The organism is Sorangium sp. So ce1504 (assembly GCF_051521635.1).
Taxonomy (GTDB): domain Bacteria; phylum Myxococcota_A; class Polyangia; order Polyangiales; family Polyangiaceae; genus Sorangium; species Sorangium cellulosum_B.
In genome coordinates, this window is the sequence record NZ_CP150365.1 from 4,676,515 (window position 1) to 4,700,573 (window position 24,059).

Here is a 24,059-nt window from a genome sequence, read left to right on the forward strand (position 1 = left end):
GAATGGCCCCTAGAGACCTTCCCAGATCGCCGCTCGCCGTCTTCCTGCGCGCCCACAGCGCGGAGATCCTGGAGGCGTGGGAGCGCGCCGAGCGTCGCCGAGCGCCGGGCGAGCAGTCCCCCGGCTACATCGCGCTGCGCGAGGAGCTGCCCTCCATCTTCGCGCGCCTCGCCGAGCGCCTCGAGGCGGCAGTGTCCGCCGCGGCTGCGCCGCCGGGCGACCAGGAGCAGGACGCGTGGAGCGGCGTCGAGTCGGTGTCGGTCGAGTTCCCCGAGCCGCTGCTCGGCTTCCGCGTGCTCGACAAGCTCCGCGACGGGTTCGAGCTGGAGGACGTGGCCGCCCAGTACTCGGTGCTGCGCCGCTGCGTGCTCCGGATGCTCGAGCGGACAGGCACGCAGCCGTCGTGGGTCGAGATGACGATCCTGCACGAGGTGCTCGATCAGGTGATCATCGATCCGGCGACGCGGAGCGCCGCGCTCCGCGAGCGCGCGCTCGGCGCGCTCGATCGCGTCTCGGCCGAGGGCATGGGCAACGTCCACATCGATCGGCTGCTGCGGCGGCTGGTCGAGGTGCTCGTCGAGTCGGCGCGGTCGGTCGACTGGGCGGTGATGCTGCTGCTCGAGGGCGAGGTGCTGCGGATCCGCGCCGGCATCGGCGTCGATGAGGCGCTGTGGGGCCTGCGCGCCTACAGGCTGGCGGAGGGCTTCGTCGGGCGCGTGGTCCGCGAGCGGCGCCCGGTGGCGCTGCGCTCGGCGGCGCCGGATCCGCTGGCCACCGACGCCGGGGGCGGCGCGGCGGGGCCGGAGTCGGGGGCGCAGAGCGAGCGCCCGAGCGACGCGCTCCACGCGCTCTACGGCGTGCCGATGCTCTCGGAGGGCCGCCTCGTCGGCGTCACGGTCGTGAGCTCCCGCCGCGTGGCGGAGTTCTCCGAGGGGGACCGGCTGCTCTTCAAGAAGGCGGCCGAGCGCGCGGCCGCGCTCGCGACCCAGGCCCAGCTGCGCGAGCAGCTCGCCGCGGAGCGCGGCCGGTTCGAGGCGACGATCCAGCGGCTCCCGGTCGGCGTGGTCGTCGCGGAGGGGACGTCGGGCGCCGTCGCGCTCAACAACCGGCGGTTCGCGGAGATCGTCCGCGGCCCCGAGGAGACCCCGAGCAACGCGCCGCTGCGGACGCTGCTCAGCGAGACCGACGACGACCAGCGCGCGCGCTGGCTGCTCCACCGTGCGCTGCACGGCGGCGAGACGGTCTCCCGCGACGAGATGGAGTTCGTCCGCGCGGACGGAGAGCGCCGCCTCGGGAGCTTCAGCGTGGCCCCCGTGCGTGACGCCGACGGGCGCATCACCGCGGCCGTGATGACGGTCGAGGACGTGACCGAGCTCAGGAAGGCCGAGCGCGCGCGGCAGATCCTGATCGACGCGAGCGCGCTGATGGCGGAGTCGATCGACCACGACGGGACGATCGAGCAGGTGGTGCGCCTCGGCGGCGAGCGCTTCGCGGACCTCTGCGCGCTCGATCTCGACGACGGCGGAGGCGCCCCGCGGCTCGTCGCGTCCGCGCGCCTGCCCGAGGCGCGGGCGCTCCTGCCGAGGCTCCTCAAGCACCCGCCGCTGCTGCTCGGCGACGCCGCCTCGCTGGCCGAGGCGACGGCCCGCAGGGCGGCCACGCTGATCCCGCTGGTCACCGATCCGTGGCTGCAGCGGATCGCCCGCGGGCCGGAGCACCTCTCGGCGCTGCGAGAGCTCGGCGCCCGCTCGGCGATCCTCGTGCCGCTCGCGGCGCGCGGCCGCAAGCTCGGCCTGCTGAGCCTCTGGACCGTGGAGCGCGAGCTCCGGCAAGACGACACGGGCGTGGCCGCGGAGCTCGGGCGCTTCGCGTCGCTGGCCATCGAGAGCGCGCGGCTGCACGGCGAGGCGGCGCGAGCGAGGTGACGCCGCTCGTGCGCCTCGGGATGTGGCGCGCGTGCCTCGGGCGTGCTCGGAAGGCGACGCCCGCCGCCGGCGTCGGGCTGTCCCTGCCCGCCCTCGTGGTCCGCGTCGGGGCGAGCTCGGCGGTTCACCGGAGCGAGCCCCGCGGGTTCGTCCGAGGCGACGCAGCGAGGCGCGGGCGAGCGCGCGGCGGCTTGCGTCGCGGGGGTGGATGAGGCGAAGCTCCCGCCCTCGCACACGACCGTATGACCACCACCAACCAAGAACGTCCCCTCGCTGTGCTCGTCGGGGTGCAGCTCCCCGGCGTCGACGATGTAGAGCACGCCGCCGATCTGGCCGAGCTCGGCCGCCTCGTGCACACGCTCGGCTTCGATGTGATCGCGACCGTGTCGCAGCGGCGCGGCGCGCTCGCGGCGGCCGCGGTGCTCGGGGAGGGCAAGCTCAGGGAGCTCGCCGAGCTCACGGGCGGCAGCGGCGTCGTGCCCTCGAGCGCGCCGGAGCGGAAGAACAAGGCGCGCGCGCGCCGGGCCGCAGAGAGCGGCGAGGGCGACGAGGACGACGTCGAGCTCGGCGGAGACGACGGCGACGACGCGGGCGACGACGGCGGCACGGAGCCGCGCGCGGGCGGCGCCGGGCAGGCGGCGCGCCTGGCGACGGTCGTGGCGGTCGACCACGACATCTCGCCGAGCCAGGCGCGCAACCTGGAGCGGGCGACGGGCGCGCAGGTGCTCGACCGGGCGGGCGTGATCATCGAGATCTTCCACCGCCACGCGCGGAGCCGGGAGGCGAAGCTCGAGGTCGAGATCGCGCGGCTCAACTACGTCGCGCCGCGGCTCCGGGAGACGGGCGGCGGCGGGGACCGGCAGCGCGGCGGGATCGGCGGCAAGGGCGCCGGCGAGAGCGCGCTCGAGCTCGATCGGCGCAAGATCCGCGATCGCATCGCGGAGCTGAAGGACGAGCTCGCCGCGGTCCAGCGCGAGCAGTCGACGCGCCGCGCGCTCCGGCAAGGGCAGCGCCGCGTCGCGCTGGTCGGCTACACGAACGCGGGGAAGTCGTCGCTGATGCGGGCGCTGACGGGCAGCGAGGTGCTCGTCGCCGACAAGCTCTTCGCGACGCTCGACACGACGGTGCGCGCGCTCCACCCGGAGGTGCGCCCGCGGATCCTCGTCTCGGACACGGTCGGCTTCATCAAGAAGCTGCCGCACGATCTCGTGGCGAGCTTCCGCTCGACGCTGGACGAGGCGCTCGAGGCGTCGCTCCTGCTGTACGTGGCCGACGCATCGGATCCGACGTTCCGCGATCAGCTCGCGGTGACGCGCGGCGTGCTCTCCGAGATCGGCGCCAGCGAGGTGCCGAGCCGGCTCCTGCTGAACAAGGTGGACCGGCTCTCCGAGGAGGAGCGGGAGGCGCTGCGCCTCGAGTTCCCCGAGGCGACGCAGCTGTCGGCGAAGATCCCGGACGACGTGGCGGCGCTGCGGGAGGCGATCATCGCGTTCTTCGAGCAGTCGATGGTGGAGGCCGAGCTGCTCTTGCCGTACGCGAAGCAGGGCCTCATCGGGGAGATCTACGAGAACGCGCGCGTGCTCTCGGAGGAGTACGACGACGTCGGCGGCCGGCTCTCGGTGCGGGCGCACGCGGCGGCGCTCGATCGGCTGCGCAGCCTGCTCGCGCGCTGAGGGGCGGTGGCCGGCGCGGGCGAGCGGGGTCAGCGCGGGCGGGCGGCTCGGGCGCGCGCCGCGTCAGCGTGCGCGGCGATGGCGCGCGCCTCGTCGGCCTGCAGGCGCCGCCGTCGCCTGCGGCGGCGCAGGAGGATGCCGATCGCGAACGCCAGGAGGTGGAGCCCAGCAATCACCGCGACGAGGATCCACCGCTGCACGCGCCGAGCGTAGCACCGGAGCACCGGAGCGCGGGCGTCCGGGGCGCGTGGTACGCTCCGCTGTCCGCTGTCGCTCCGCGCCATGAGCTCCTCCACCGACGCAGCGCTCGAAGCGATCGTCCAACGCGGGCTGGAAGCCTACCGCGCGGGGCGGTTCTTCGAGGCGCACGAGCTGTGGGAGTCCGGGTGGCGAGACGAGCCGGATCCCGTGAGGAAGACGTTTCTCCAGGGGCTCATCCTCGTCGCCGCGGCCCTTCACAAGCTCACGAGGATGCAGAGCCCACCGGGGGCGTTGCGCCTGCTCGACAAGGCGCGCGTTCGGCTCGCGGGCACGCCGGATGGCATGGGCGGGCTGGCGATCCCGCTGCTCGTCGACGACATTACCCGCGCAGCAGCCGTGATCGAGCAGCTCGCGAGCGGAGAGAGAACCGAGATCGACGCCTCGCTTCTGCCCAGGATGGAGATCGCGGGCGATGTCGCGCCGCCCTCGCCGTCCGGGGCGCGTTCGCGGCCGTGAGCGTCTGACCCGAACGGGCTCCGCAGTCGATATTGCGCTCGTCGCGTGCGACATGGGACGCGGGCGTGACATCGTTTGCCTGAGTGGTGTTCGCGCATGGGAAGCGCCCGTGTGGGGGGATATCGTGGCAGACGGGTACTGTGGAACCGGAGTGGAGGGGACGGCGAGCGCCGAGCCTCGGGCCAAGCTGCAAACCGAAAGGAGCCGCGTGACACGGCGCAAGCAGATCCTGATCGTGGACGACGACCAGGAGATCCGGGAAATGCTCGAGATCACGCTGGAGGAGGAGGGCTATGACGTCCTCTCGGCGAGCGACGGCGAGGCCGCGCTCGCGCTGCTGGAGCGCAACCGGCCGAATCTCATCCTGCTCGACATGCGCATGCCGGTGATGGACGGTTGGGGGTTCGCCCGCGCGTACGCGTCGTGTCCTGGTCCGCGCGCGCCCATCCTCGTGATGACGGCCGCGGTGGACGCCGGCACCTGGGCCCGCGAGGTGGGCGCGTGCGCGTCGGTCGCAAAGCCGTTCGATCTGAACCGCTTGCTCGATTCGATCGCGGCGCACGCGGGGTGCCCGTCCGGCCCGAGCCCGGCCTCGGCCTGAGCAGGTCCGGGCCGGGCGCGGGCCCGGCGCGCTGTCTGAGCGGGTGCATCCTCGGCATGAGCCCGACCGAGGCCGCGGCGGATCTGCCGATGGGCTCGGCGGCGGATCAGCCGCCCGTGGCGCGGCGCATCGCGCAGAGGAGGTCGCCGCGGCACGGGTCGGTGGGAGCGCGGCGGTCGGTCGTGTTCGGCGCCGCAGGGCCCGGCCTGGCGCGCGTCGGCGCGGCTGCGCCCGTGGCCCGTACGCGGTTCTCCGGCGCGCGCTGCGAGGCGGCGACGCCGTCGGGCGCGTCGCCAGAGCTGTCGCGCTCGGCAGGAGGCGCTACCGGCGCGCGCTGGGCGGGCGCCTCGATGTGCGGGAGCCGCGCCTCGACCGCGCGGGCCGCGGTGGCGAGGCCGGCCGCCGCGCGAGGGCCGGTGGCGGCGGCATCCGGGGCAGAGATGCCCGCCGTGAGGGCCGCGATCGCGGCGGCGCCTGCGAGCAGGACGGCGATCGAGCGGGCGCGCCACGCGCGCGCCGGCACGTCGAGCGCCGGCGCCTCAGGAACGGGTGCGGACGCGGGCGGCTCGCCGAACGGGAAGATCGGCAAGAGGTCGAGGACCTGGGGGCGGGTGCCCTCCTTGCCGGCCTTCAGCGCGGTGAGATCGATCTGCCCCGAGGACGCGTCACACTCCTCGCTCGCGGCGCGCGCCGCGGGCGGGGTCGTGACGGCGGCATCCTCCGTGATCGCCGGCGTATCCAGCGAGGGCGCGTCCAGCGAGGGCGCGTCCACCGAGAACGATACCGATGTGTCTTCTCCGGGGCTGGTGGCGGCGGCTCGCGGTTCGTTCGTCCACTCCTCGTGCTGCGTGTACTTCATGGTTGCTCCCGCTTCAGCCGTATCGGTCGAGCGCTGGAGTCGCGCGCCTGCGCCGGCCGGTCGGCGTGTCCTTTCGAGATTTGGACATGCACACGCGCGCGTGCTTGGGCCCGCCGCGCGCCAAGGCCCACGCTGATCGGCGGCGGTCACCGAGCGCTGCGAGCGATTCCGCCCCGCGCGCGCGCCGGCGTTCGCCGCGTGCCTCGCGTCCGTCGCGCTCGCCGTGTTCGCCGCGACGCACGCGCCTGCTACCGAGGTCGGGGAGCACCTGAAGCGCGCCCGTCGGCGGCGTTCGCGATCTTGCGAGCGGGCTCGTGACGCCCATACTCTGGCCGCTCGGATCGCCGAGGGCGTGCAGCCGGCGGGCCTCATGACCGCGAGCGCTCGGGGAAGTTGGTTGCGATCGGGGCGTTCCTCGTCGAACAGAAGTTCCCACGCAAACGCGAATCGGATACTTGAGGTGAGATGAAACCTACACGGCTCTTCACGGTTCTGGGGGCGCTGATGTTCCCCCTTGCAGTGGCTCTGGTCACCAGCGGGTGCCCCAAGAAGGAAGAGGACGATGTTCCGCCGGTGCCCTCGGCGCCCGTCGTGCCGACGCCGGCCCCGACGCCGACCCCCACGACGCAGATCGTGCCCGAAGAGGACGCCGGGGCGGATGCGGCGGACGCCGACACGGCGGACGCGGACGCTGGAAAGAAGGTGGTCGGCACGGGCGATTCCAGCGGGATCCGCAAGTGCTGCGCGGCGCTGCGCCAGAACGCAAAGTCGGCCCCGCCCGAGCAGCAGGGCGGCTATCTCGCGGCCGCCTCGGCGTGCGACGGCCTGGCGAACTCGCCGCAGGGGCGGCAAGCGCTCTCGACCCTGCGCGGCCTCCTGGTCGGCGCGCAGATGCCGGCGTCCTGCCAGTAACGGGACGGACGGGAGGGCCAGCAGCGGTCGGGTGAGCGGCCCCCCGCCCAGCTTGCCAGATGCACCTGGCGAGCTGGGCCGGTCGTCCGGCTGTCGTGAGGGGGCCGGGGCAGCCGGAGCCATCTGCCGTGCGCGGAGCCGTCAACCGTGCACGGAGCCGTCAGCCGTGCACGGAGCCGTCAGCCGTGCACATAGACGAGCGTACCGCCGCCCTCGATGTTCATCGCTCCGTGCCACTCGGGCGGGACGGCGGGCTCGGTCCACTCGAAGAGCCAGGCCGCGTCGGCAGGGGCCAGGTTGATGCAGCCGTGGCTGCGCGCCTTGCCGAACTCGTCGTGCCAGTACGCGCCATGCAGCGCGTAACCCCCGTGGAAGTACTGGGTGTACGGCACGTCACGCAGGTCGAACGCCGCCTCGGACGCCTCGTCATCGCCGTCCATCGTGGTCGAGACGTGCTTCGCGTGGATGTAGAACGAGCCACGGACGGTGGCGTCGGTCTCCTCGGGATCGGCCATGCCGCTGCGACCGCTGGAGATGAGCGCCGCGAACACGGGGCGCGTGCCCTCGTAAGCGACGAGCATCTGGCGGCGGATCGAAATGTCGATCCACTTCTTGCCGTCGCGCGCGAACCCCTGAGGGTCCTTGCGCAGCTCGGCGATGACGAGGTGGTCGGCGGCGAGCCATGAGCCCTCGGTGGTCTCGAGCAGCGCCTTGGCGCCGCCACGCGTGCGGCCGGTGAGCACCCAGCCCGAGCGGTGCGGCGCGAGGCCCGCGTCGACGAGCGCGCGGCCCGACGCGGAGGGGCGCTGCCGCGTGGTGCCGTGGACGCGGACGAAGGCAGGGGCGCCCTTCAAGGCGGGATCGGGGCGGGGATCGGTGCCGGGCGGCGGGGGAGACAGCTCGTCGGCAGGCAGCTCGGCGATGGAGAAGCTCGCGGTGTCGGCCGGTGGAGCGGCGGCGGGCGTCGGGGCGGCCGAGGACGTTGGGGATGCCGACGACGCCGCGGCGGCCGGGGATGCCGTGTCGGAGGCGCTCGCGGGGACCTCGGCGCCCTCGGCGTCGAGATCCTTGATGATCACGCCGCGCATCGCGCTGAGGCGCGCGGGGCGGGTGCGATCGAGCGGGATGAGGTCGAGCTCGGTCGTGAGGCCGAAGCGGCGGTTGGCCCACTCGAAGGTCGTGATCAGGCCGAAGGCGGAGCTCTCCTTGGTGCGGCCCGTATGCACCGAGTAGTGGAGCTTCTCCTCGGCGCCGTACGGCTTGGGGAGATCCCGGCCGGCGAGGAGGAACTCCGGCACGGGATCGAGCGGCAACGACGAGGGCGCGACAGCGGCACGGGCGAGGTGGACGCCGAGCGTGGACCCCTCGACGCGGCGCTGATCCTCGACGGTCGGGAGCCGGAAGTAGAGGTGCGGCGGGGGCGAGCCCGACATGACGTAGTAGTAAGGCACCGGCGCACCACGGCGCGGGCCGCGCACGGCGGCGGCGACCACCTGGTGCTCGAGCGCGAGCGACGCGCCCTTGCCGACGCAGACGTAACCGCGCGGCGCGATCCGGTACCAGCCGCCAGCACATCCGCCGGTGCCCGCAGGGAGCTCGGCCCGATCGACGACCGCGCCGGCGCGCAGGTAACCCAGCTTCGTCGAGCGCTCGTCGGGAGCGACGTAGATCCAGGTGCGCATCGCGATGCTGGCGATCTTCGCGCCCCGGCCCGGGAGCGTGGCTTCCTTCGAGGAGGGTGATGCGGCAGCCGGCGACGCGAGCGACGCAGGGGACACGGCGTCCGGCGCGGCGGATCCAGGAGAGGGGGCCAGCGCTTCGGGCGAGGGGAGACCCGGGGCCGCGAGGGCGGCACCGGTGGCGAGCGGGGCGGGCGCGTGAGCGGCGCCGGAGCGGTGATCGTCGGTGGCCCTGCCGGGCGGATCCTGGGACGGAGAGCAGGCCGCGGCCGTAAGGACGAGCGGGGAGGCGCCGGCGAAGGCGACGGCGAGAGCGCGAGCGCGGAGCAGGGCGCCGGAGAGCGAGCGGGAGGGCGCCGTGGCGCGTGATCCGATGCGGGGGCGAGCGCGAGCGCGCGGAGAGCGCTGCGGTGCGGGCAGTGACGCGGGGGCGGAGGCTCGAGCGAGGGAAGGCATCAACGCGAAGGCGGAGGCAGGGACACCCAGGCCCGAGGTGCGAAGGCGCGCGGGGCCAGCGAGCCGGCGGGCGACGAGAAGCCGAAGCTGGAGCCGCAAGGGGCTGAGCGGGCGAGGTGTATGCTGAACCGAGGGGGAGATGCAATCTCCTGCCGGCGGCGTGAGGACGGGGAAGGAGAGGAGGGAGAGGGGGACGGGAGGGAGAGCTGGAGACGGGACGAGGGGTAAGAAGCGCTAGCGCTTGACCTTCTTCGCGAGCAGGTCACCCAGCGTGCCGAAGTTGCGAGGCGCAGGCTTGGCGCCCTTGTCGTTGCCGCCGCCGGAGCGCTCGCCCTTGGCGTACGACTCGAACTGGCCGCGCTCCTCGTCGACGCGGAGCGCGGAGATCGAGAGGCGGATCTTGCCGGACTCGTCCACGTTGAGGATCTTCGCCTCGACGTCCTGCCCCACCGTGAAGTGCTTCTTCAGGTCGGCGGAGCGAGGCGTCGCCGTCTCGGCCGTCGGGACGAGGCCGCGGCCCGAGCGGCCCGACGTGCCCGCGATCTGGACGAAGACGCCGTAACGCTCGATGCCCGTCACCTTGCCCTTGACCCGCGCTCCCTCGACGAGCAGCGGCGCGCCGCCCGCGGCAGGCGCGGAGACCGCGAGCGACGTTCCGCCGTCGCCGTCGTCTTTCGCGCGCACGACGACCGGCGTGAGGCGCACCTGGCCGGTGCCAGCGTCGACGCCGGATACCACGGCCGAGATGCGCGAGCCGACCGCGACCCGGAGGTTGCCGTCACCATCGGTGAGCGCCGGGCGCTCGAACATGCCCTCCTGCTTGCCGCCAAGATCCGCGAAGACCGCCTCGCGAGCGATCGCGACCACGGTCACCTCGACGGTCTCACCCGTGTGGTACTGGCGGCGACGCTGCTTGCCAGCTCCTTCGGACTGCTCGAAGAGCGAAGCGAACGATTCCTTGGAGGCGGCGGAAGGGCGTGACGACGACATGGCGCGACCTCATAGCGCGAGGCGAGGGCGCGAGGAAGGCGGCGGTGAGCGGGAAGCGAGGGGAGAGGCGGGAGGAGGGGGGAGGGAGAGGGAGGGGGCGGAAGCGGAAGGAGGGGGAGACGGGGGAGGGGGACGGGACTGGGGAGAGGACGGGGAGGGCGGAGAGCGGGGAGGCGGCGGGAACGGAAAGGTGGAACCTGGCGGGGGCTTCTGCTAGCTTCCGCGGCCGCTGAATCGGGTCGATAGCTCAGTCGGTAGAGCTGCGGACTTTTAATCCGTAGGTCCAGGGTTCGAGTCCCTGTCGACCCACTGAATGATTCCGAGAGGTTAGACGCGAAACCTCAGGTGGAATCGAGGCGGAGGTGGGCAGCTGCGCTGCCCACCCGGGCGTCCGGTGGACGGCGCCCTTGATGGCCGTCTCGCTCAGGTGCGCGTAGCGGTGCGTCGAGGCGATCGACGTGTGGCCGAGGTGCTCGCGGACTTCCTCCGAGCGTCCTGCGACGGCCCCAGCCGGCGATCAGCGAGCTGATACGTGGGGCCCGCTCCTCGCGCGCGAGCGGCCGGCGTGAGCCGACGCCCGAGGCGAGGCGAGGCGAGGCGAGCCGAGCCGCACGCTCGAGCGCGACGATCCGCGGTGCGCGCTACGTCGGGACGTCCTCCACGAAGTCGCCGTCGGTGCGTTCGCCTTCTCGCTCTCGGGGTCGCGCTCGCTGACGAGGTGGTACGCGAACAAGGATGCGAGTTCGCGGCCTCCGGTGGGCTGCTGCTCGGCCGCGTCGTCCCCGTGCTGCTGTGCGGTAGGGCTGCTCTGATCATCGACGCACCAACCGCACGTGATGTCTCGTCGACCTGGCCGAGCTCCGAAGTTGGTCGCGAACAGGTCGTGGTACCCGTCTCGGCAGGTGATGGCGGCGTCCTCGTTCCCATCGCGGCGAGACGCTATCGAGTCGACAGGAAATGGCCGCCGGCCCCGCTCGTCGTCTTGAGCTTCATGGGTATCCTCCTCGTCGATGCGCATTGCCCCGGGCTGCGAGCGTGTGGGTGCATCCGGGGGCCAGCAGGTGTACGTTCGTCTGGATCGCACGGCAGCAAGACCGCACGAGACCCGGGAGAAGACCATGGCCCGCACTGCGCCTGTACCGAACATCCCCGCCATCCCTGGAATGAACCCGGGCGTCTTCATCATGGGAGGGGGCGGGGCCGGCGGCGGGGGCGGTGGCGCTGGAGGAAACGGCTCTGGCGGTAAACAGGGCGGCAATGGATCCAACGGCGGCAAGGACGCCAGCGGCGGCGGGAAGTCCGGGTGTGGCAGCGCAGGCGGCGACGGCGCCGGCTGCCCGAACCACCATGGCGGCAAGAAATCGGGAATGGCTGCGAAGGGCGACCCGGTCGACGTGGTGACGGGCCGGGTGTTCACGATTCCCGCCGTCGATCTCGAGCTTCCGGGGCCGCTGCCGCTCTCGATCGTGCGGTCCTACACCACCGCGGCGTTCGAGCGCGACGTCGGGCTGGGGTTCGGGTGGAGCCACTCGCTGGCGTGGGAGATCGAGGTGCGGCAGCGCATCCTCCGCGTCTGGACCGACGATGGGCCGGTCGATCTCGACGCGATCCCCGTGGGCGCCGGCGCGGCGGGCCCCCACGGATGGGTCCTCGCCCGGGAGGAGCGCGGCTTCGTCCTCGATACCGGCGATGGCCGCTGGTACGTGTTCGCCGAAGCGGCCGGGAAGCGGTTCCGGCTCACCGCGATCAAGGACCGATTCAACAACGAGATCAGGCTCTCGTACCGCGAGGGCGTGCTCGCCGAGATCACCGACAGCGTCGGCCGGATCGTCCGGGTCCGGCGGGCGCCCGACGGGCGCATCGGCGCCTTCGAGATCAAGAACGCGCGGGAGCGCGGTGTCTGGGTGCCTCTCGCGCAGTACAGCTACGACGCGGCCGGGGATCTCACGTCCGCGACCGACGCGGACGGATACACGACGCGCTATACGTACCAGGAACACCTCCTCACCTCCCATACGAGCCCTACCGGGCTCACGTTCTCATTCCGCTACGACGATCGGCGCCGCTGCGTCGAGACGTGGGGCGCTTACGGCGATGGGCGTGACCGCAGCCTGGCGGACGACGTGCCGACGCACCTGGCCGATGGGAGGACCGTCGCCAGAGGTATCTATCACTGCAAGCTGGAGTTCGGAGAGGACGGATACGTCGAAGTCGCGGACTCCATCACGGTTCATCGCTACTTCGGGAACCGCTTCGGCAAGCTCGACAAGGCCGTGAGCGCCGGGGCCGTGTTCAGCCGGACGTACGACGAGCACGGGCACCTCCGGACGTTCGTCGATCCGGTCGGCGCCATGACCGTCTGGCAGCGGGATCGCCTCGGCCGTGAGCTGTCCATCACCGATCCGCTCGGTCGAATGACGAAAATCGAGCGCGATCCGGACGGGCATATCCGCCGAGCGATCGATCCGGCGGGCGGCGTCACCGAGATCGCGCGGACGCCCGACGGGCTCATCTGGACCGACCCCCTCGGGGCGGTGTTCCAGGTACGCCAGGACGCGCGCGGGCGGCTTATCGAGACGGTGGCGCCGAACGGCGGCCGCACGACGTACCTCTATGACGATCTCGGGAACATGGTCGAGAAGACCGACGCGCTCGGGGGCAAGACGCAGCTCGCCTATGACTACTGGGGTCGGTGCCGCTCGATCCGGGATACGAGCGGCGCGGTGCTGTCGTACACCTATGACAATCGCGGCAACCTCACCGGCGTCTACCGGCCCGACGGCGGGACGACTCGCTATGAATACGACGGTATGGGGGACTGCACCGCGGTCCTCCAGCCAAACCAGCAGGTGACCCGGTTCGTGCGAGGCGGCTTCCACAAGCTCTGCGAGGTGCACAAGCCGAACGGAGAGATCACACGGTTCCGGTACAACCGTGAGGGGCGCCTCGTCGAGATCCAGAACGCGCTCGGGGAGCGCCACAGGATCGAGCTCGACGCCGCGGGGATGGTGACCAGCGAGCGTGGGTTCGACGGGCGCGTGTCTCGAACCAAGTACGATTACAATGGCCGGGTCATCTCCTTCCAGAACGCCGCGGGCGAGAGGACGGAGTACACGTACGACCTCGCCGGGCAGCTCGTGGCGCGCACCTTCGATGACGGCAGCGTCGAGAGGTTCACGTACGACGACCGCGGCGACGTGATCGCCGCCGAGAGCCCCGCCGGTTCGTTCACGTATGAGCGCAACGCCGTCGGCTGGGTCGTGTCCGAGACCCAGATCGTGGGAGGCGAGGCCGCGACCGTCCGGCGCACCTTCGATCTCATGGGTGATGTCGTCGAACGCACCACGTCGTTCGGCCACTCCGCCAGGTGGATTCGCAACGTCGGCGGGCTCGCGGAGAGGGTGATCCTCGACGGAAGAGACGAGGTCCGGATCGCTTACGACGCCGCGGGGCGTGAGGTCTGCCGCGCGCTCCCGCGAGGCGGCCGGATCGAGAGCGCGTGGGACCTGATGGATCGCCTCGTCGAACGGCGCGTCTGCTCGCCGTCGAGCCGCGTGCACGTCGGGCCGAGCGAACCGGAATGGGTGGGCCCGGCCCCGGCGTCGGTGACGGTGCACCAGGCGTACCGATACTCGCCTGCGTCGGAGCTCGTCGAGGCGTGGGACCAGGCGTACGGCACGCGCCGCTTCGAGTACGACCCTGCGAGCCAGATCCTGGCGAACGTCCCGGAGCACGAGCGCGCCGAGCTCTTTCGCTACGACGCCTGCGGGAACGTGTTCGACGTCGCCGCTGGCAAGAAGGATCGCTCGTACGGTCCTGGAAATCGTTTGCTCAGGAAGGGAGACACCGAGCTCCTCTGGGACGACGACGCGCGCCTCAAGGAGACGCGGGCCAGGACCCCCGCCGGAGCGCTCGAGGTCACCCAATACGCGTGGGACGCGCGTGGGCTCTTGCAGTCGGTCGAGCGCGCCGACGGCACGGTCGTGGAGTTCTCGTACGATCCGGACGCCCGGCGCGTCGCCAAGCGGGTCTCCCGGCGGCTCTCGACCGGCGAGCTGCGGCCGGAGAGCGCGACGAGGTTCGTCTGGGATGGCGCCGAGCTCGTGCACGAGATCCGGCAGGTCACGGGCGACGCGGCTGCCCACGCCGTGCCAACCGTGGATGCGCGCACGTACGTCTTCGAGGGCGGCGCGCCGTGGGCGCAGCGCGCCGGGGAGGGCGAATGGTATCATTACCTGAACGACGAGATCGGTACGCCGGAGCGGCTCGTCGGCCCCGACGGCGCCGTCGCGTGCGAGCTGCGGCGGAGCGCCTGGGGAAAGGTCGAGCCCGCGCGCGACGCGTTGGCGCCGGTGTCGACGCCGATCCGCTTTCGTGGGCAGTACTGGGACGATGAGATCGGCCTCTGCTACAACCGTAACCGCTATTACGATCCCGAGGCGGGTCGCTATATCAGCGCGGATCCAATCGGGATCCTCGGCGGTCTCAATGGATTCGCGTACGCGGAAAACCAGCCGACGCGGCTCATCGATCCGGACGGGCTCATGGCCAAGGCCTCGAGCGAGATCGAGACCGCCGGCGGCAAGAGGCACCGCGGATCGAGCGCGTTCGGGGGGCCGCTCGACCCCGCGCTCCAGACCGCGGTCGACAATGCCCACAAGAAGTTCGATGAGGGCCAGGTGGCGGGGCCGAAGCCATCGAGCGCCGGACAGTGTGCCGAGATCGAGGCGCTGAACAACCTGGCGAAAGACATACGGCAGGACCGCCAGAAGAACGGTAAGACATTGAAAGACCCCGCGGCCGAAGACACCGAGATCAGGAAGGAGATGCAGAAACAGGTGAAGGAGGGCAAGATGACGACCAAGACGGACAAGGACGGTCTGCTCATGGATCCGTGCAAGTTCTGCGCGCAGGTCATGCGTGAGCTCGGCCTTCACCCGGCGAACAACGGGGGCACTGGCAAGAAGAACGGTGTCATCGGCTCGGACGGCAAGGCGTGGAACGGCAATGTCTGGCACAAGGGACGCTCCATGCCGTTCAGGACCGCTCCCTCGAGCACACCGCCCTTCGCAGGCACATGATCCCTCCTTCGCGAGCACCGGATGCGCCGGCCGCTGGCCCGGCGGCGGCGGAGCGCGGCGTCCTCGCCTTCTGGCGCGAGGTCGAGCGCTGCCGCTGCGCCCCCCTCGGCGGGAAGGCCCGCGCTGGGGCCGTGGCGGGCCTCGAAGGGTGGCTGGAGCGTGGCGGTGCGCGCGCGGCGCTGCTCGGGCCGAGCGGGCGCGGCAAGTCGATGCTGCTGGGCGCGTGGGCGCTGGAGCTGGCCCGCGCGGGCCGGTACGAGATCGCGTTCGTCCCCGTGAGCCGCCGGTTCGGTACGGCGCTGGAGCCTACGGCGCTGAACCTCCTCTATGCGCGCGTGGCTCTGTTCCTCAGGTCGCGGTGGCGCACCGGCAAACGGCCGCACGGGGTCGAGGAGATGCGGCGCGTCCTCGCGACCATGATCGAGGAGGGCCGCCCGCCCGGAAGCAGGCCGCTCGTCGTCATTCTCGACGGGTTCGACGAGGGCGCCTCCTGGACCCTCGATGCAGCGCAGCGATTCCTGCGAGACCTCGGCCCCGGCGTGCGCGCCGTGCTGTCGGCGCGCTCGATCGAGGCGCTCGGAGGGCTCCGGGAGGGGACGGAGGTGGTCTCGCTGCCGCCGATCGCGGTCGACGAGGTCGCGGAGGCGATCGGGCGGAGGCTCGGCCAGCTGCCGGCCAGCGTGAAGGACGAGGTCGCACGGGTGAGCGGCGGGGAGCCGCTCCTCGTGGAGGCGCTCGTCGAGGCCTTCGCGCAGGATCCCGCGGCTGTGGCGTCGGCGCTCGCGAGCGCTCCCGCCGGAGCTCCGGGGGTCCTCGATCTCTGCGCCGGCGGCGCGATCCGCCCCGTATTGCCATGGCTTGCAGGCGCGCTCGGGCCGATCGAGACGGAGGAGCTCCTCGCGATATCGACGGTGCGCGGTGGCGCCTGGAACGAGCTGAGCGGACCGCTCGTCGACGCCGGAGAGCCGGGCCTCGCGCTCCGTCACCCGGCCTGGGCGGAGGCCATCGAAGCGCGGCTCGCGCCGCACGAGCGCGCGGCGGTCGATCGCCGGTTCGCCGACCACGGGAAGCGTGCGTTCGCCTCGGGCACGGTCTCTGACTACGTATGCCGGAACTGGCGCGCTCACCTGGAGCGGGTCGGCGCGAGCCTCGCAGAGCGGATCGAGCTGGTCTCGAGGGCGTGGCTCGACGTGTGGAGGACGCGCCCGGATGGCTCGTCCGGGTTCATCGCCGACGTGGACGCGACGGCGGCGTGCGCGGCGAGCCTTCTGGTCGATGCCGCGGCTGGAGGCGATGTCGTGGCGGCGCTGGCCGCGCGGGTCCGCTGCTTGCTCGTCACGAGCTCGGTGCGGACGATCCTTGGCTTCGAGGAGTCGCGGCGCGCGTTGGCCGCGCTGGCGGCGCAGGACGACGAGGAGGAAGAGGAAGGGGCCCAGGGAGGCGAGGGCTCCGCCGGACCCCACATCGAGATGCCGCGTGTGGGCGAGGACATCCTCGAGGCTGGACGGCCGATCGCCGACGCCGCGGAGCGCGCCAATGCCCTGATCCGGCTGGCGAACGAGCTGCCCGACGCCGAGCGCGCCGTCGTGCTCGGCTGGGCGCTCGAGGCCGCCAGCGAGGAGCACGCCGGCGGGGGCGCGCTCGCCGCCGTGGCGTGGGCGCTCGACGGGCAGGCGCGCCTGATGACGGCGCGCGAGGCGGCGGCGCGGCTTGGTCGCGAGCGGACCGAGGAGAGCCGGAGCGCGCGCGTGTCCCTGGCGGCGCTGCTGCCCGAGGCCGAGGCGCTCGACCTCGGTCGCGAGGCGTTCGCCGAGGTCCCGGCCGACGCGAGGAGCGACGAGCTGCCGCGGCTCTCGGAGGCCGCCGCGCGATGGTCTCCCGCGGCGGTGCGCGGGCTCTGGGCATGGTCCGAGGCGCTGCCCCCCTCGGAGCGGCACATGGTCCTCGCTCGCCTCGCTTCAGGGCTGCCCGCGGAGGAGCGGGAAGCGGGCGCGTCGGAGGCGCTGGGGCTCGCGCTGTCGCTGCTCGCGGGCGACGCGCTTCCGCCGGACGCGTGCTGGAGCATCTGCGCGCTCGCGCCGCACGCACCTGCCGGCGCCGCGTCCGCGCTGGTCCAGGCGTGCGCGGCTGCGGCCGGCCTCCACCTCCCGGTGGTGAAGGCCGTCGCCGCGCGCCTCTGCGATCTGGGGCGCGTGGAGGATGCGCTCGCGCTGGTGGACACGCTGCCTCAGCCGTCGGACCGGATCGAGGCGCGATCCGCGCTGCTCGCGCACCTGCCCGCCGCGGTCCGCGAGGCAGCCTGGGCCCAGCTGTCGGGCGATCTGCGGGCGAGCGACGGCGCGCGCCTGCTCTTCGAGCGGAACGCCGCTGCGTGGACCCGGGCTCTCGGGGCCGATGCGGTCCTCGACCTGTCACGCGGGATCGGCGCCAACTGGCCAGCCCTGGTCGCGATCGCCGTGGCCTCGTCGGACGACGCGCCGGCGATTGCGCGCGATCTGGTCGAGCGCGCTCTGGAGCAGCCGAGCGACGAGGACGAGGCGCTCTTCGCGCTAATCCCGCTGGCCGCCTCGATGACCGAGCCGCACGCGCGCCGCGTCTGCCAGAGACTCCTGAACGAGCTCGGCTGGAAGCCGCGGCCCGATCTCCTCGACGACTGGACGAAGGACGACCTCGGGCACCTGGCGCCGTTGTTCGCCCGCGTCGCTGGACCGCAGGGCGTCGTCGCGGTGGCCCGGGAGATCGTCGACGTTTGCCGGTGGCTGCCCTGAGCGTCCGCGTGGAGATGTCGCGCGCCGAGCCCTTCAGGCCTGATCTCCGCGGCGTATTCGCAGCTGCCACCGCGCCATAGTCGCTGACAGGCCTTGAGGGCACGCGTCCCGACGCCGCGTACGTAGCGAACAGGCCGCCATGGATGACAGGCGGCGCAACGAGGCTGTGGCCTCGAGGGGGCTCACGATTCGATGGGAAGATCTGCGCGACGTGCTCTGTACAATCGAGGCTTCGACGCATCCAGCGCCGCAATCTACGCGTCGCCGGGCCGGCCTTCCCGAGGTGCTCCTCGGCAACACGGGTCAACTGCCCAAACCCGGGTGAGCTGCCCACCCCGCCTGCGGCTCACAAAGCATTGCGAGAAGTCGACTAATTTTCTCGTTGTAGCCATCCTATTTTTACGTCGCGCTCGCTCTATGCGGACGATTTTTGGTGCCCATCGCGTTGGCCCGTGGGGTAGGAGTGGCTGAAACGGCTTCATGAACGCGAACATCGAAACCCAGGTCGCTCACGACCTCCGCACAGGTAAGCACGTGACGCTGCACAACATCGAGACTCTCCTCGCTGAGACGACCTGGCACACATGAGCGAGTACCAGTGGTACGAGTTCGTCGCGCTCGATCGTCCCCTCACGCCGAAGCAGATGGCGGAGCTCAGGGACATCTCGACGCGCGCCGACATCACGCCCACGCGCTTCTGGAACGAGTACCAGTGGGGTAACCTCAAGGCCGACCCGGCGAAGCTCCTCGAGCGCTATTTCGACGCGCACCTCTACTTCGCCAACTGGGGTACGCGGCGGCTGATGTTCCGGCTGCCGGCGGCACGCGTCGACGAGAAGCAGCTCCACCCGTACTTCCCCGGCGGCGCAGCGTGCATGACCAAGGCCGGCGAGCACGTCGTGATCGAGCTGGTGAGCGAGACCGAGGAGCCCGAGGACGACTTCACGAGCGGCGTGTCGCTCGCGTCGCTGGCACCCGTGCGGAGCGAGCTCCTGCGCGGAGATCTGCGCGCCGCGTATCTCGCCTGGCTCCTCGCCGTCGAGGCGGGCGACGTCGAGGACGACGAGACAGAGCCGCCGCTGCCGCCGGGGCTCCGGGAGCTCTCCGCGCCGCTCGAGGCGATGGTCGGCTTCCTTCGCCTCGACGGCGACCTCCTGTCGGCCGCGGCGGAGCCGAGCGGCGCGGAGCCGGAGGATGCCGACGCGCTCCGCGCGTGGGTCGGCGCGCTCCCCGCGCGCACCAAGGATCAGTGGCTACGGCGCGCGGTGGACGAACCGGAGCTCGCGCTCGGAGCCGAGCTGCGCCGCGCGTTCCGTGCTCGGGTGAAGGCGAAAACAACCAGGGCTCCACGAACCGTCGCGGAGCTGCGTGCCGCGGCCGAGGAGCGTCGCGAGAAGAGAGAGCGCGCCGAGGCGCTCCGCGCCGACCGGTCGCGCAAGGCCGCAGAGGCTGCCCGGACGAAGCAGCTCGACGCGCTCGCCAAGCGGCTCGACGCAGCGTGGAGCGAGCTGGAGGCCCTGGTCGCGAAGAGCGCCTACGACGAGGCGCTGAAGCTGGCGATCGACCTTCGCGACCTTGCCGCCCGCGTCGGGACGAGCGCAGCGTTCACGGAGAGGTTCAAGGCGATGCGGAAGCGACAGTCGCGGCGCCGGGGCTTCTTCGAGCGCTGGAAGCGGGAGAACGAGCCGAGGCGATGGTAAGAAAAGACGATGGCCGAGTGAGGCGCCTGCCGCAGCCAGCGCCAGGTCGACCTCCTCGGAGCGATGGCAGCCTCGGATCTGGAGCGCCTCGCGCTACATCGGGCGGCGATGACCGTGATCATCGAGACGATGGATCTGGTCGACGACTCCCGACATGAGCGCGGTGTTCGCGGCGATCGAGCGCGTGTACCTCGCGCTCGCCCTGCCGCTCAGGGGCGGTACCGCGGATCGTCGAGGAAGGCGCGATCGCTCAGCGACCGCAGGAACGCCACCAGATCGGCCTTCTCGTCCGGAGAGAGCCCCAGCTCATCGATCTGCGGATCGGTGGAGACATGGCCCAGCCCGCCGCGATCGTAATGGTCGACCACCTCCTCCAGCGTCGCCAGCGATCCGTCGTGCATGTAGGGGGCGCTCGCCGCGATGTTCCGCAAACCGGGCACCTTGAATTTGCCGAGATCCCCCGTCCGTCCGGTGATCCCTTGCCGCCCGACGTCGCCGCCGTCGAGGTAAGTGCCGTTGTTGAAGAAGCCTTCGTTGGTGAGCATTCCGGACGGGTGGCAATGGAAGCAGCCTGTCCGCTCGGTCAGGAACAGCGCCTCGCCGCGGCGCTCGGCGTCTCCGAAGCTCGTGTCGTCCCCGCGCCGGTGCCGGTCGTAAGGGCTGTCGGCGCTGACGATCGAACGGAGGAAGCTGGCGATGGCCTTGCGCAAGGACTCCTCGCCGGGAGGCCCGCCATAGGCATCCTTGAACGCCTTCACGTAGACGTCATCGGCGGCGACACGAGCCACGGCCTCGGCGAGCGGTAGATCCATCTCGTCGGGGTTCTCGATGGGCTTTCCCACCTGCTCTTCCAGGGTGGCCGCGCGGCCATCCCAGAAGAAGCTCTCGCCCCAGGCCAGGTTCACCAGCGCGGGCCCGTTCCGCTGTCCCAGGCGGCCGTCGACCCCCCGGGAGACGGGGTCCGGATCGGCGAAGGCGTACTCCTGGTGGTGGCAGCTCGCGCACGCGATCTCGCCGGTGCGAGAGAGGCGCTTGTCGAAGAAGAGCCTTTTACCGAGCTGGGCCCTCGCCTCGGTGAGCGCGTTGTCGGCCGGCGCTCTGGCCGCCGCGGTGCGCGCGGGAAACCCGGCGGGGATGGCGCCCGTGACGAGCGGCGGCAAAGGTCCAGGGGCCCCCGGCCCGTCGTCGCCGCATCCGCCCGCGAGGAGCAGCGCCGCCAGGCCGATGGCCCCCCCACGGTTGGAGCTCGGCGTCACGGACCGAAGGTGAACACCGTCAGATCGGGGAGGCCGCGCCGCAGGCGCTCACCCGCGAGGAGCTCGTCTCCCACGGGCCCGGGCGGCGGGACGAACCCGGTCATGTCGACGTCCGCCGTGGCGCCCCCGAAGACCTCGTCCATGACGATCCGGACGACCTTGCCCGTCGAGCCGCTCGCGGGCACGGACAGCGCGCCTCGTACCTCGACCCTGGGGGCTAGATCCTCGAACAGGTTGCCTCCCATGTGGACCGCCGGCGGAACCGTGGCCGTCTCTCCGTCCGGATCGTCGGAACCACCCTCACCCTCGGCCGGCGGAGCCACGCTGCCCTCGTAGCGCAGGAAGAGGTAGCCGGTGTGCGGCCACGTCATCTGGGAGGCTTCCGACAGAGGCGCGACGTTCGCTTCGGGCCGGGAGACGTTGCAGGTCTGGTGCAAGCCCCAGATGAAGCTGACGCCTTCGTAGCTGCCAGCCGGAGCGCGCAGCCGGAGCGCGGCCGAACCCGGGTCCTCGGCGTTGTAGAAGTGGACCCCGTAAGGGGTGGGGGCGCCGTCCGGGCCGACGATATCGACCGGCACGAGGTCGCCGTCCGCCCCGATCAGCGCCGCGTGCGAGACGTAGAAGCGAACATTGAGCGGCGTGACCGTGCTGCCGTCCGGCGCGACGTTCGGCTCGCCGAACAGGAACGGCTCACCGCCGAGGACGAGCTCGAACGCGAGCTCGACGAGTGTGCCCTCGGTCCTGATGGACGCCGGCTGCTCTGCGCAACCGGTCGGCCAGGTGGCCTCGGCCTGGCCGCCCGCGCCGCCGGCGCCGGGTTGGGCGGCCGCTCCACCCGCGCTGCTCGCTCCACCGGACCCATCGGGCTCGCTGCCGCCCGCACCGCCGGTCCCGGACTCGATTGGCTGATTCGAGCCCCCGCCGCAAGCGGCTGCGGCGCCCAATAGCAATCCGAACAACCGGAACGAGCCAGGAGATTTCATCGTGGGATCGATTGTACGCGATGACGCACCACACGGGAACAGATGACGCATCGCCGGGATCTTGCTGGGCGAGACGCGGATGGATGGTGCGGGCGGCTCTACGCCGCCGGGCCGGCCAGCACCATTGTGCCAGGGCGGTGCGCGCACGAAGAGGGGCGCTCTGCCGCATGACGGCGGGCGGTGACACGCAGGGCAATGGGGCACAGCCACGCGGCGTCCCCATCACCGCGCTGGCGCTCCTCCGGCGCTCCGACATAGGCGTTTGTTCTCGAGCGGGCCGCCGGCAAAGTGCGACCGTGATCCGGCGCGGCTCAAGCCGCCTTGGACACCTCGCGCAGCTCGGCCGGCTCCTGGTCCCATCCCCGAGAGCTGATCACGTTCATGAGATCTGGTGCCGGGCATCAATCCCGCAACCCCGTGGCCGGGCCGGCGCTGCCTCGCTCGGCGTGGACGGCACGCGCACTCGCACATGTTCTGGCCTTGCGACGCCCCCGACCTGGCGCCCTGGCCGCCGGAGCTGCCCGTCCCGCCGGCGGGACTCTGGCTCGGACCGACGCCGCCCTGCCTCGTGCCGGAGGAAGAGCCCGTGCCGTGAAGGTTCGATGTCGGTCCTTCCAGGAAGCAGGTGCCGAGGTGCCATGGCGCGGGGTCGTCACGCCTGCCTGGCGAGCCGCCGGAGCGCGAGGATCCCGGCTCCGAGCACCGCCGCCGCTCCGAGGAGCCGGCGCACGGTGTAGGCCCTCGACAGGGCCTCCATCCCGGCCACGGCCCACGGGGGAGGCGCGCTTTGCTGCGGGGCCGAGATCGCGTGTGACGCCGATCCCTTCGGCGCTGCCGAATCGCGCTCCGCGAAGAGCTCGATCATCGCGCGCGTGAAAGCGGCCAGATCGTGCGGACCGCGGCTAGAAACCCAGTTCCCGTCGCGCACGATGGCCTCGTCGCGCCAGACGGCGCCGGCATTCACGAGATCGTCCCGAATGCCAGGCCATGACGTGAGCTGCCGCCCGTTCAGGCGCCCCGCCGACGCGAGCACCCACGGGCCGTGGCAGAGCGTGGCGATCGGCTTCCCCGCCTCGTCGATGGCCCTGACGAACTCCCGCGCCGCTCGGCTCTGCCTGAGGAGGTCGGGGTTGATGAAGCCGCCCGGCAAGAGCAGGGCGTCGTAGTCGGCCGGAGCCGCTTGCTCCACCGTCCGATCGACGCGCACCGTACGGCCGGGCCAGTACAGGTTCAGGCCGCGGATCTTCCCGCGTCGGAGCGAGAGCACCTCGACGTGGGCCCCCTCGGCGCGGAGCGCCTTCGTCGGGATCGTCAGCTCGACCTGCTCGAATCCATCGGTCGCGAGCACCGCGACGTGCAACCCTTTCAGCCTTTTTCGAAACAGCATCTTCGACCTCGTGACGCGCGAGCGCGCACCTCGGGCTCATTGCAAGGTGTATGCTCCCGAGGCGTGCCGGCGACCGCGCGCCGGCGGTCGCGCTCGAATAGCTCGCGCTCCAGCTCGAACGTCTCGAGCCCTGTCCGGACCGGCCATGGGGTGCCGGTCACGACCTCGACGACCTCGGCGATCACCTCCGGCGCGCGCAGGACGCGCCGGTGGCCGAGGCCGCGGGTCGACATGAGCCGCGCGCCCGGCCAGCGATCGGCGAGCGCCGCGCCTGCCTCGAACGACACCTCGCGATCGTCGCGGTCGTGCACGACGAACAGCGGCGCGTTCATCCGCGGGGCCGCAGAGAGCGCGTCGAGGTCCGCGAGCGGCACGCCGTAGCGCGCCTCGAGGCGGGCGACCATGCGGCGCCGGACGGCCTCGTCGATGCCGAGGAGCTTCGCGAAATGCTGGGTGTAGCGGACCGCGCTGATCGGCGGCGCGATGAACACGAGCCTCGGCGCCGGAGCGCCCGCGCGCCGGACGGACGCCGCGCGGGACAGGGCATACGTCGTCGCGGCGCCCCCGATCGAGTGCGCGACGATGGCGTGGACGGGCCCGACCTCGTCCATCGCGACGGTGACCGCGCGGGCCAGCTCCACGAGCGTGGCCGACCGGCTCGGCCCATCGCCGTGCCCCGGCGCGTCGAACGTCACCGCGCGAAAGCCCAGCTCCACGAGCGGCCTCACGAACGCGCCGAGCTGGCTCCCCCGCCCCTCCCAGCCGTGCACGAGCAGCACGGTCGGCCCGTGCCCCCACGACCACGCGGGCAGCGCCTCCGCGCCCCACGGCAGCGAGAAGCGCGCCGCGCCGGCGAGGATCTCCTCCTCCCAGGCCGGGCGCGCGTGCCGGCGCGGAGAGCGGAACAGCCGTTCGGCCGCCAGGGAGGCCAGATCCGGCGCGGCCTTGTTGAGGAGCTTGAACCCGAACCGGATCCCACCGCGCAGGAGGACCTGCCGCGGATCAGCACGAACGATCGTTCTATTCTTGGGCGACGAATGGACCTGATTGGCTTCCTGCATGGCGGACCTCC

General features: G+C 72.0%; 16 protein-coding genes and 1 tRNA gene. 9 read left to right on the forward strand and 8 right to left on the reverse strand.

The features are described 5' to 3' along the window. The first annotated feature begins 2 nt into the window (after positions 1 to 2). Entirely contained in the window at positions 3 to 1,925 is a 1,923-nt protein-coding gene (locus tag WMF39_RS17600) for a GAF domain-containing protein (protein WP_437746644.1), read from the forward strand. Between the two features lie 242 nt (positions 1,926 to 2,167). Beyond that, positions 2,168 to 3,598, forward strand: coding sequence for a GTPase HflX (gene hflX, locus WMF39_RS17605; protein ID WP_437746645.1), 1,431 nt, complete (start codon positions 2,168 to 2,170; stop codon positions 3,596 to 3,598). Between the two features lie 29 nt (positions 3,599 to 3,627). Here hflX and WMF39_RS17610 read toward each other — a convergent pair whose 3' ends face one another. Continuing rightward, positions 3,628 to 3,798 (reverse strand): hypothetical protein, encoded by a 171-nt coding sequence (locus tag WMF39_RS17610; protein ID WP_437718119.1) that lies wholly within the window; start codon positions 3,796 to 3,798, stop codon positions 3,628 to 3,630. Between the two features lie 82 nt (positions 3,799 to 3,880). Between WMF39_RS17610 and WMF39_RS17615 the strand changes: the two genes are divergently transcribed. Together WMF39_RS17615 and WMF39_RS17620 are read left to right on the forward strand one after the other, a co-directional pair. After that, positions 3,881 to 4,315 (forward strand): DUF309 domain-containing protein, encoded by a 435-nt coding sequence (locus tag WMF39_RS17615; protein ID WP_437746646.1) that lies wholly within the window; start codon positions 3,881 to 3,883, stop codon positions 4,313 to 4,315. Positions 4,316 to 4,523: 208 nt separating this feature from the next. Further along, on the forward strand, positions 4,524 to 4,916 hold the full coding sequence (locus tag WMF39_RS17620; protein WP_231864879.1) for a response regulator: 393 nt from the start codon (positions 4,524 to 4,526) through the stop codon (positions 4,914 to 4,916). 106 nt (positions 4,917 to 5,022) lie between these two features. On the opposite strand, the gene WMF39_RS17625 is transcribed toward WMF39_RS17620, so the two are convergent. Then, on the reverse strand, positions 5,023 to 5,775 hold the full coding sequence (locus WMF39_RS17625; RefSeq protein WP_437746647.1) for a hypothetical protein: 753 nt from the start codon (positions 5,773 to 5,775) through the stop codon (positions 5,023 to 5,025). 465 nt (positions 5,776 to 6,240) lie between these two features. Between WMF39_RS17625 and WMF39_RS17630 the strand changes: the two genes are divergently transcribed. Further along, entirely contained in the window at positions 6,241 to 6,687 is a 447-nt protein-coding gene (locus WMF39_RS17630) for an acyltransferase (protein ID WP_437746648.1), read from the forward strand. A 179-nt stretch (positions 6,688 to 6,866) separates the two neighbouring features. Here the strand turns inward: WMF39_RS17630 and WMF39_RS17635 are convergent, their stop codons facing one another. After that, positions 6,867 to 8,465: a L,D-transpeptidase gene (locus WMF39_RS17635; protein WP_437746649.1), complete on the reverse strand. Its 1,599-nt coding sequence runs from the start codon at positions 8,463 to 8,465 to the stop codon at positions 6,867 to 6,869. 591 nt (positions 8,466 to 9,056) lie between these two features. Next, on the reverse strand, positions 9,057 to 9,812 hold the full coding sequence (locus tag WMF39_RS17640; protein WP_437746650.1) for a S1 RNA-binding domain-containing protein: 756 nt from the start codon (positions 9,810 to 9,812) through the stop codon (positions 9,057 to 9,059). Positions 9,813 to 10,048: 236 nt separating this feature from the next. Here WMF39_RS17640 and WMF39_RS17645 point away from each other — a divergent pair. The 4 genes from WMF39_RS17645 (at position 10,049) to WMF39_RS17660 (ending at position 19,361) form a co-directional block, all read left to right on the forward strand. Continuing rightward, positions 10,049 to 10,121 (forward strand) — tRNA-Lys (locus tag WMF39_RS17645). A gap of 809 nt (positions 10,122 to 10,930) precedes the next feature. Beyond that, positions 10,931 to 14,893 carry an RHS repeat-associated core domain-containing protein gene (locus WMF39_RS17650; RefSeq protein WP_437746651.1) on the forward strand — a complete coding sequence of 1,321 codons (3,963 nt, stop codon included), beginning with the start codon at positions 10,931 to 10,933 and terminating at the stop codon, positions 14,891 to 14,893. After that, entirely contained in the window at positions 14,890 to 17,661 is a 2,772-nt protein-coding gene (locus tag WMF39_RS17655; RefSeq protein ID WP_437746652.1) for a hypothetical protein, read from the forward strand. The genes WMF39_RS17650 and WMF39_RS17655 overlap by 4 nt, the downstream gene beginning before the upstream one ends. A 584-nt stretch (positions 17,662 to 18,245) precedes the next feature. After that, positions 18,246 to 19,361, forward strand: coding sequence for a hypothetical protein (locus tag WMF39_RS17660; RefSeq protein WP_437746653.1), 1,116 nt, complete (start codon positions 18,246 to 18,248; stop codon positions 19,359 to 19,361). A 209-nt stretch (positions 19,362 to 19,570) separates the two neighbouring features. Here WMF39_RS17660 and WMF39_RS17665 read toward each other — a convergent pair whose 3' ends face one another. From WMF39_RS17665 to WMF39_RS17680, 4 genes are all read right to left on the reverse strand, one after another. Further along, entirely contained in the window at positions 19,571 to 20,617 is a 1,047-nt protein-coding gene (locus WMF39_RS17665; protein ID WP_437746654.1) for a cytochrome-c peroxidase, read from the reverse strand. After that, a complete protein-coding gene (locus tag WMF39_RS17670) occupies positions 20,614 to 21,600 on the reverse strand; it encodes an MbnP family protein (protein WP_437746655.1) in 987 nt (328 codons plus the stop codon). The genes WMF39_RS17665 and WMF39_RS17670 overlap by 4 nt, the downstream gene beginning before the upstream one ends. Before the next feature lie 652 nt (positions 21,601 to 22,252). Next, complete coding sequence (locus WMF39_RS17675) at positions 22,253 to 22,987, reverse strand: type 1 glutamine amidotransferase domain-containing protein (RefSeq protein ID WP_437746656.1); 735 nt, start codon at positions 22,985 to 22,987, stop codon at positions 22,253 to 22,255. Then, positions 22,966 to 24,048: an alpha/beta fold hydrolase gene (locus WMF39_RS17680; RefSeq protein ID WP_437746657.1), complete on the reverse strand. Its 1,083-nt coding sequence runs from the start codon at positions 24,046 to 24,048 to the stop codon at positions 22,966 to 22,968. The genes WMF39_RS17675 and WMF39_RS17680 overlap by 22 nt, the downstream gene beginning before the upstream one ends. Positions 24,049 to 24,059 lie beyond the last annotated feature (11 nt).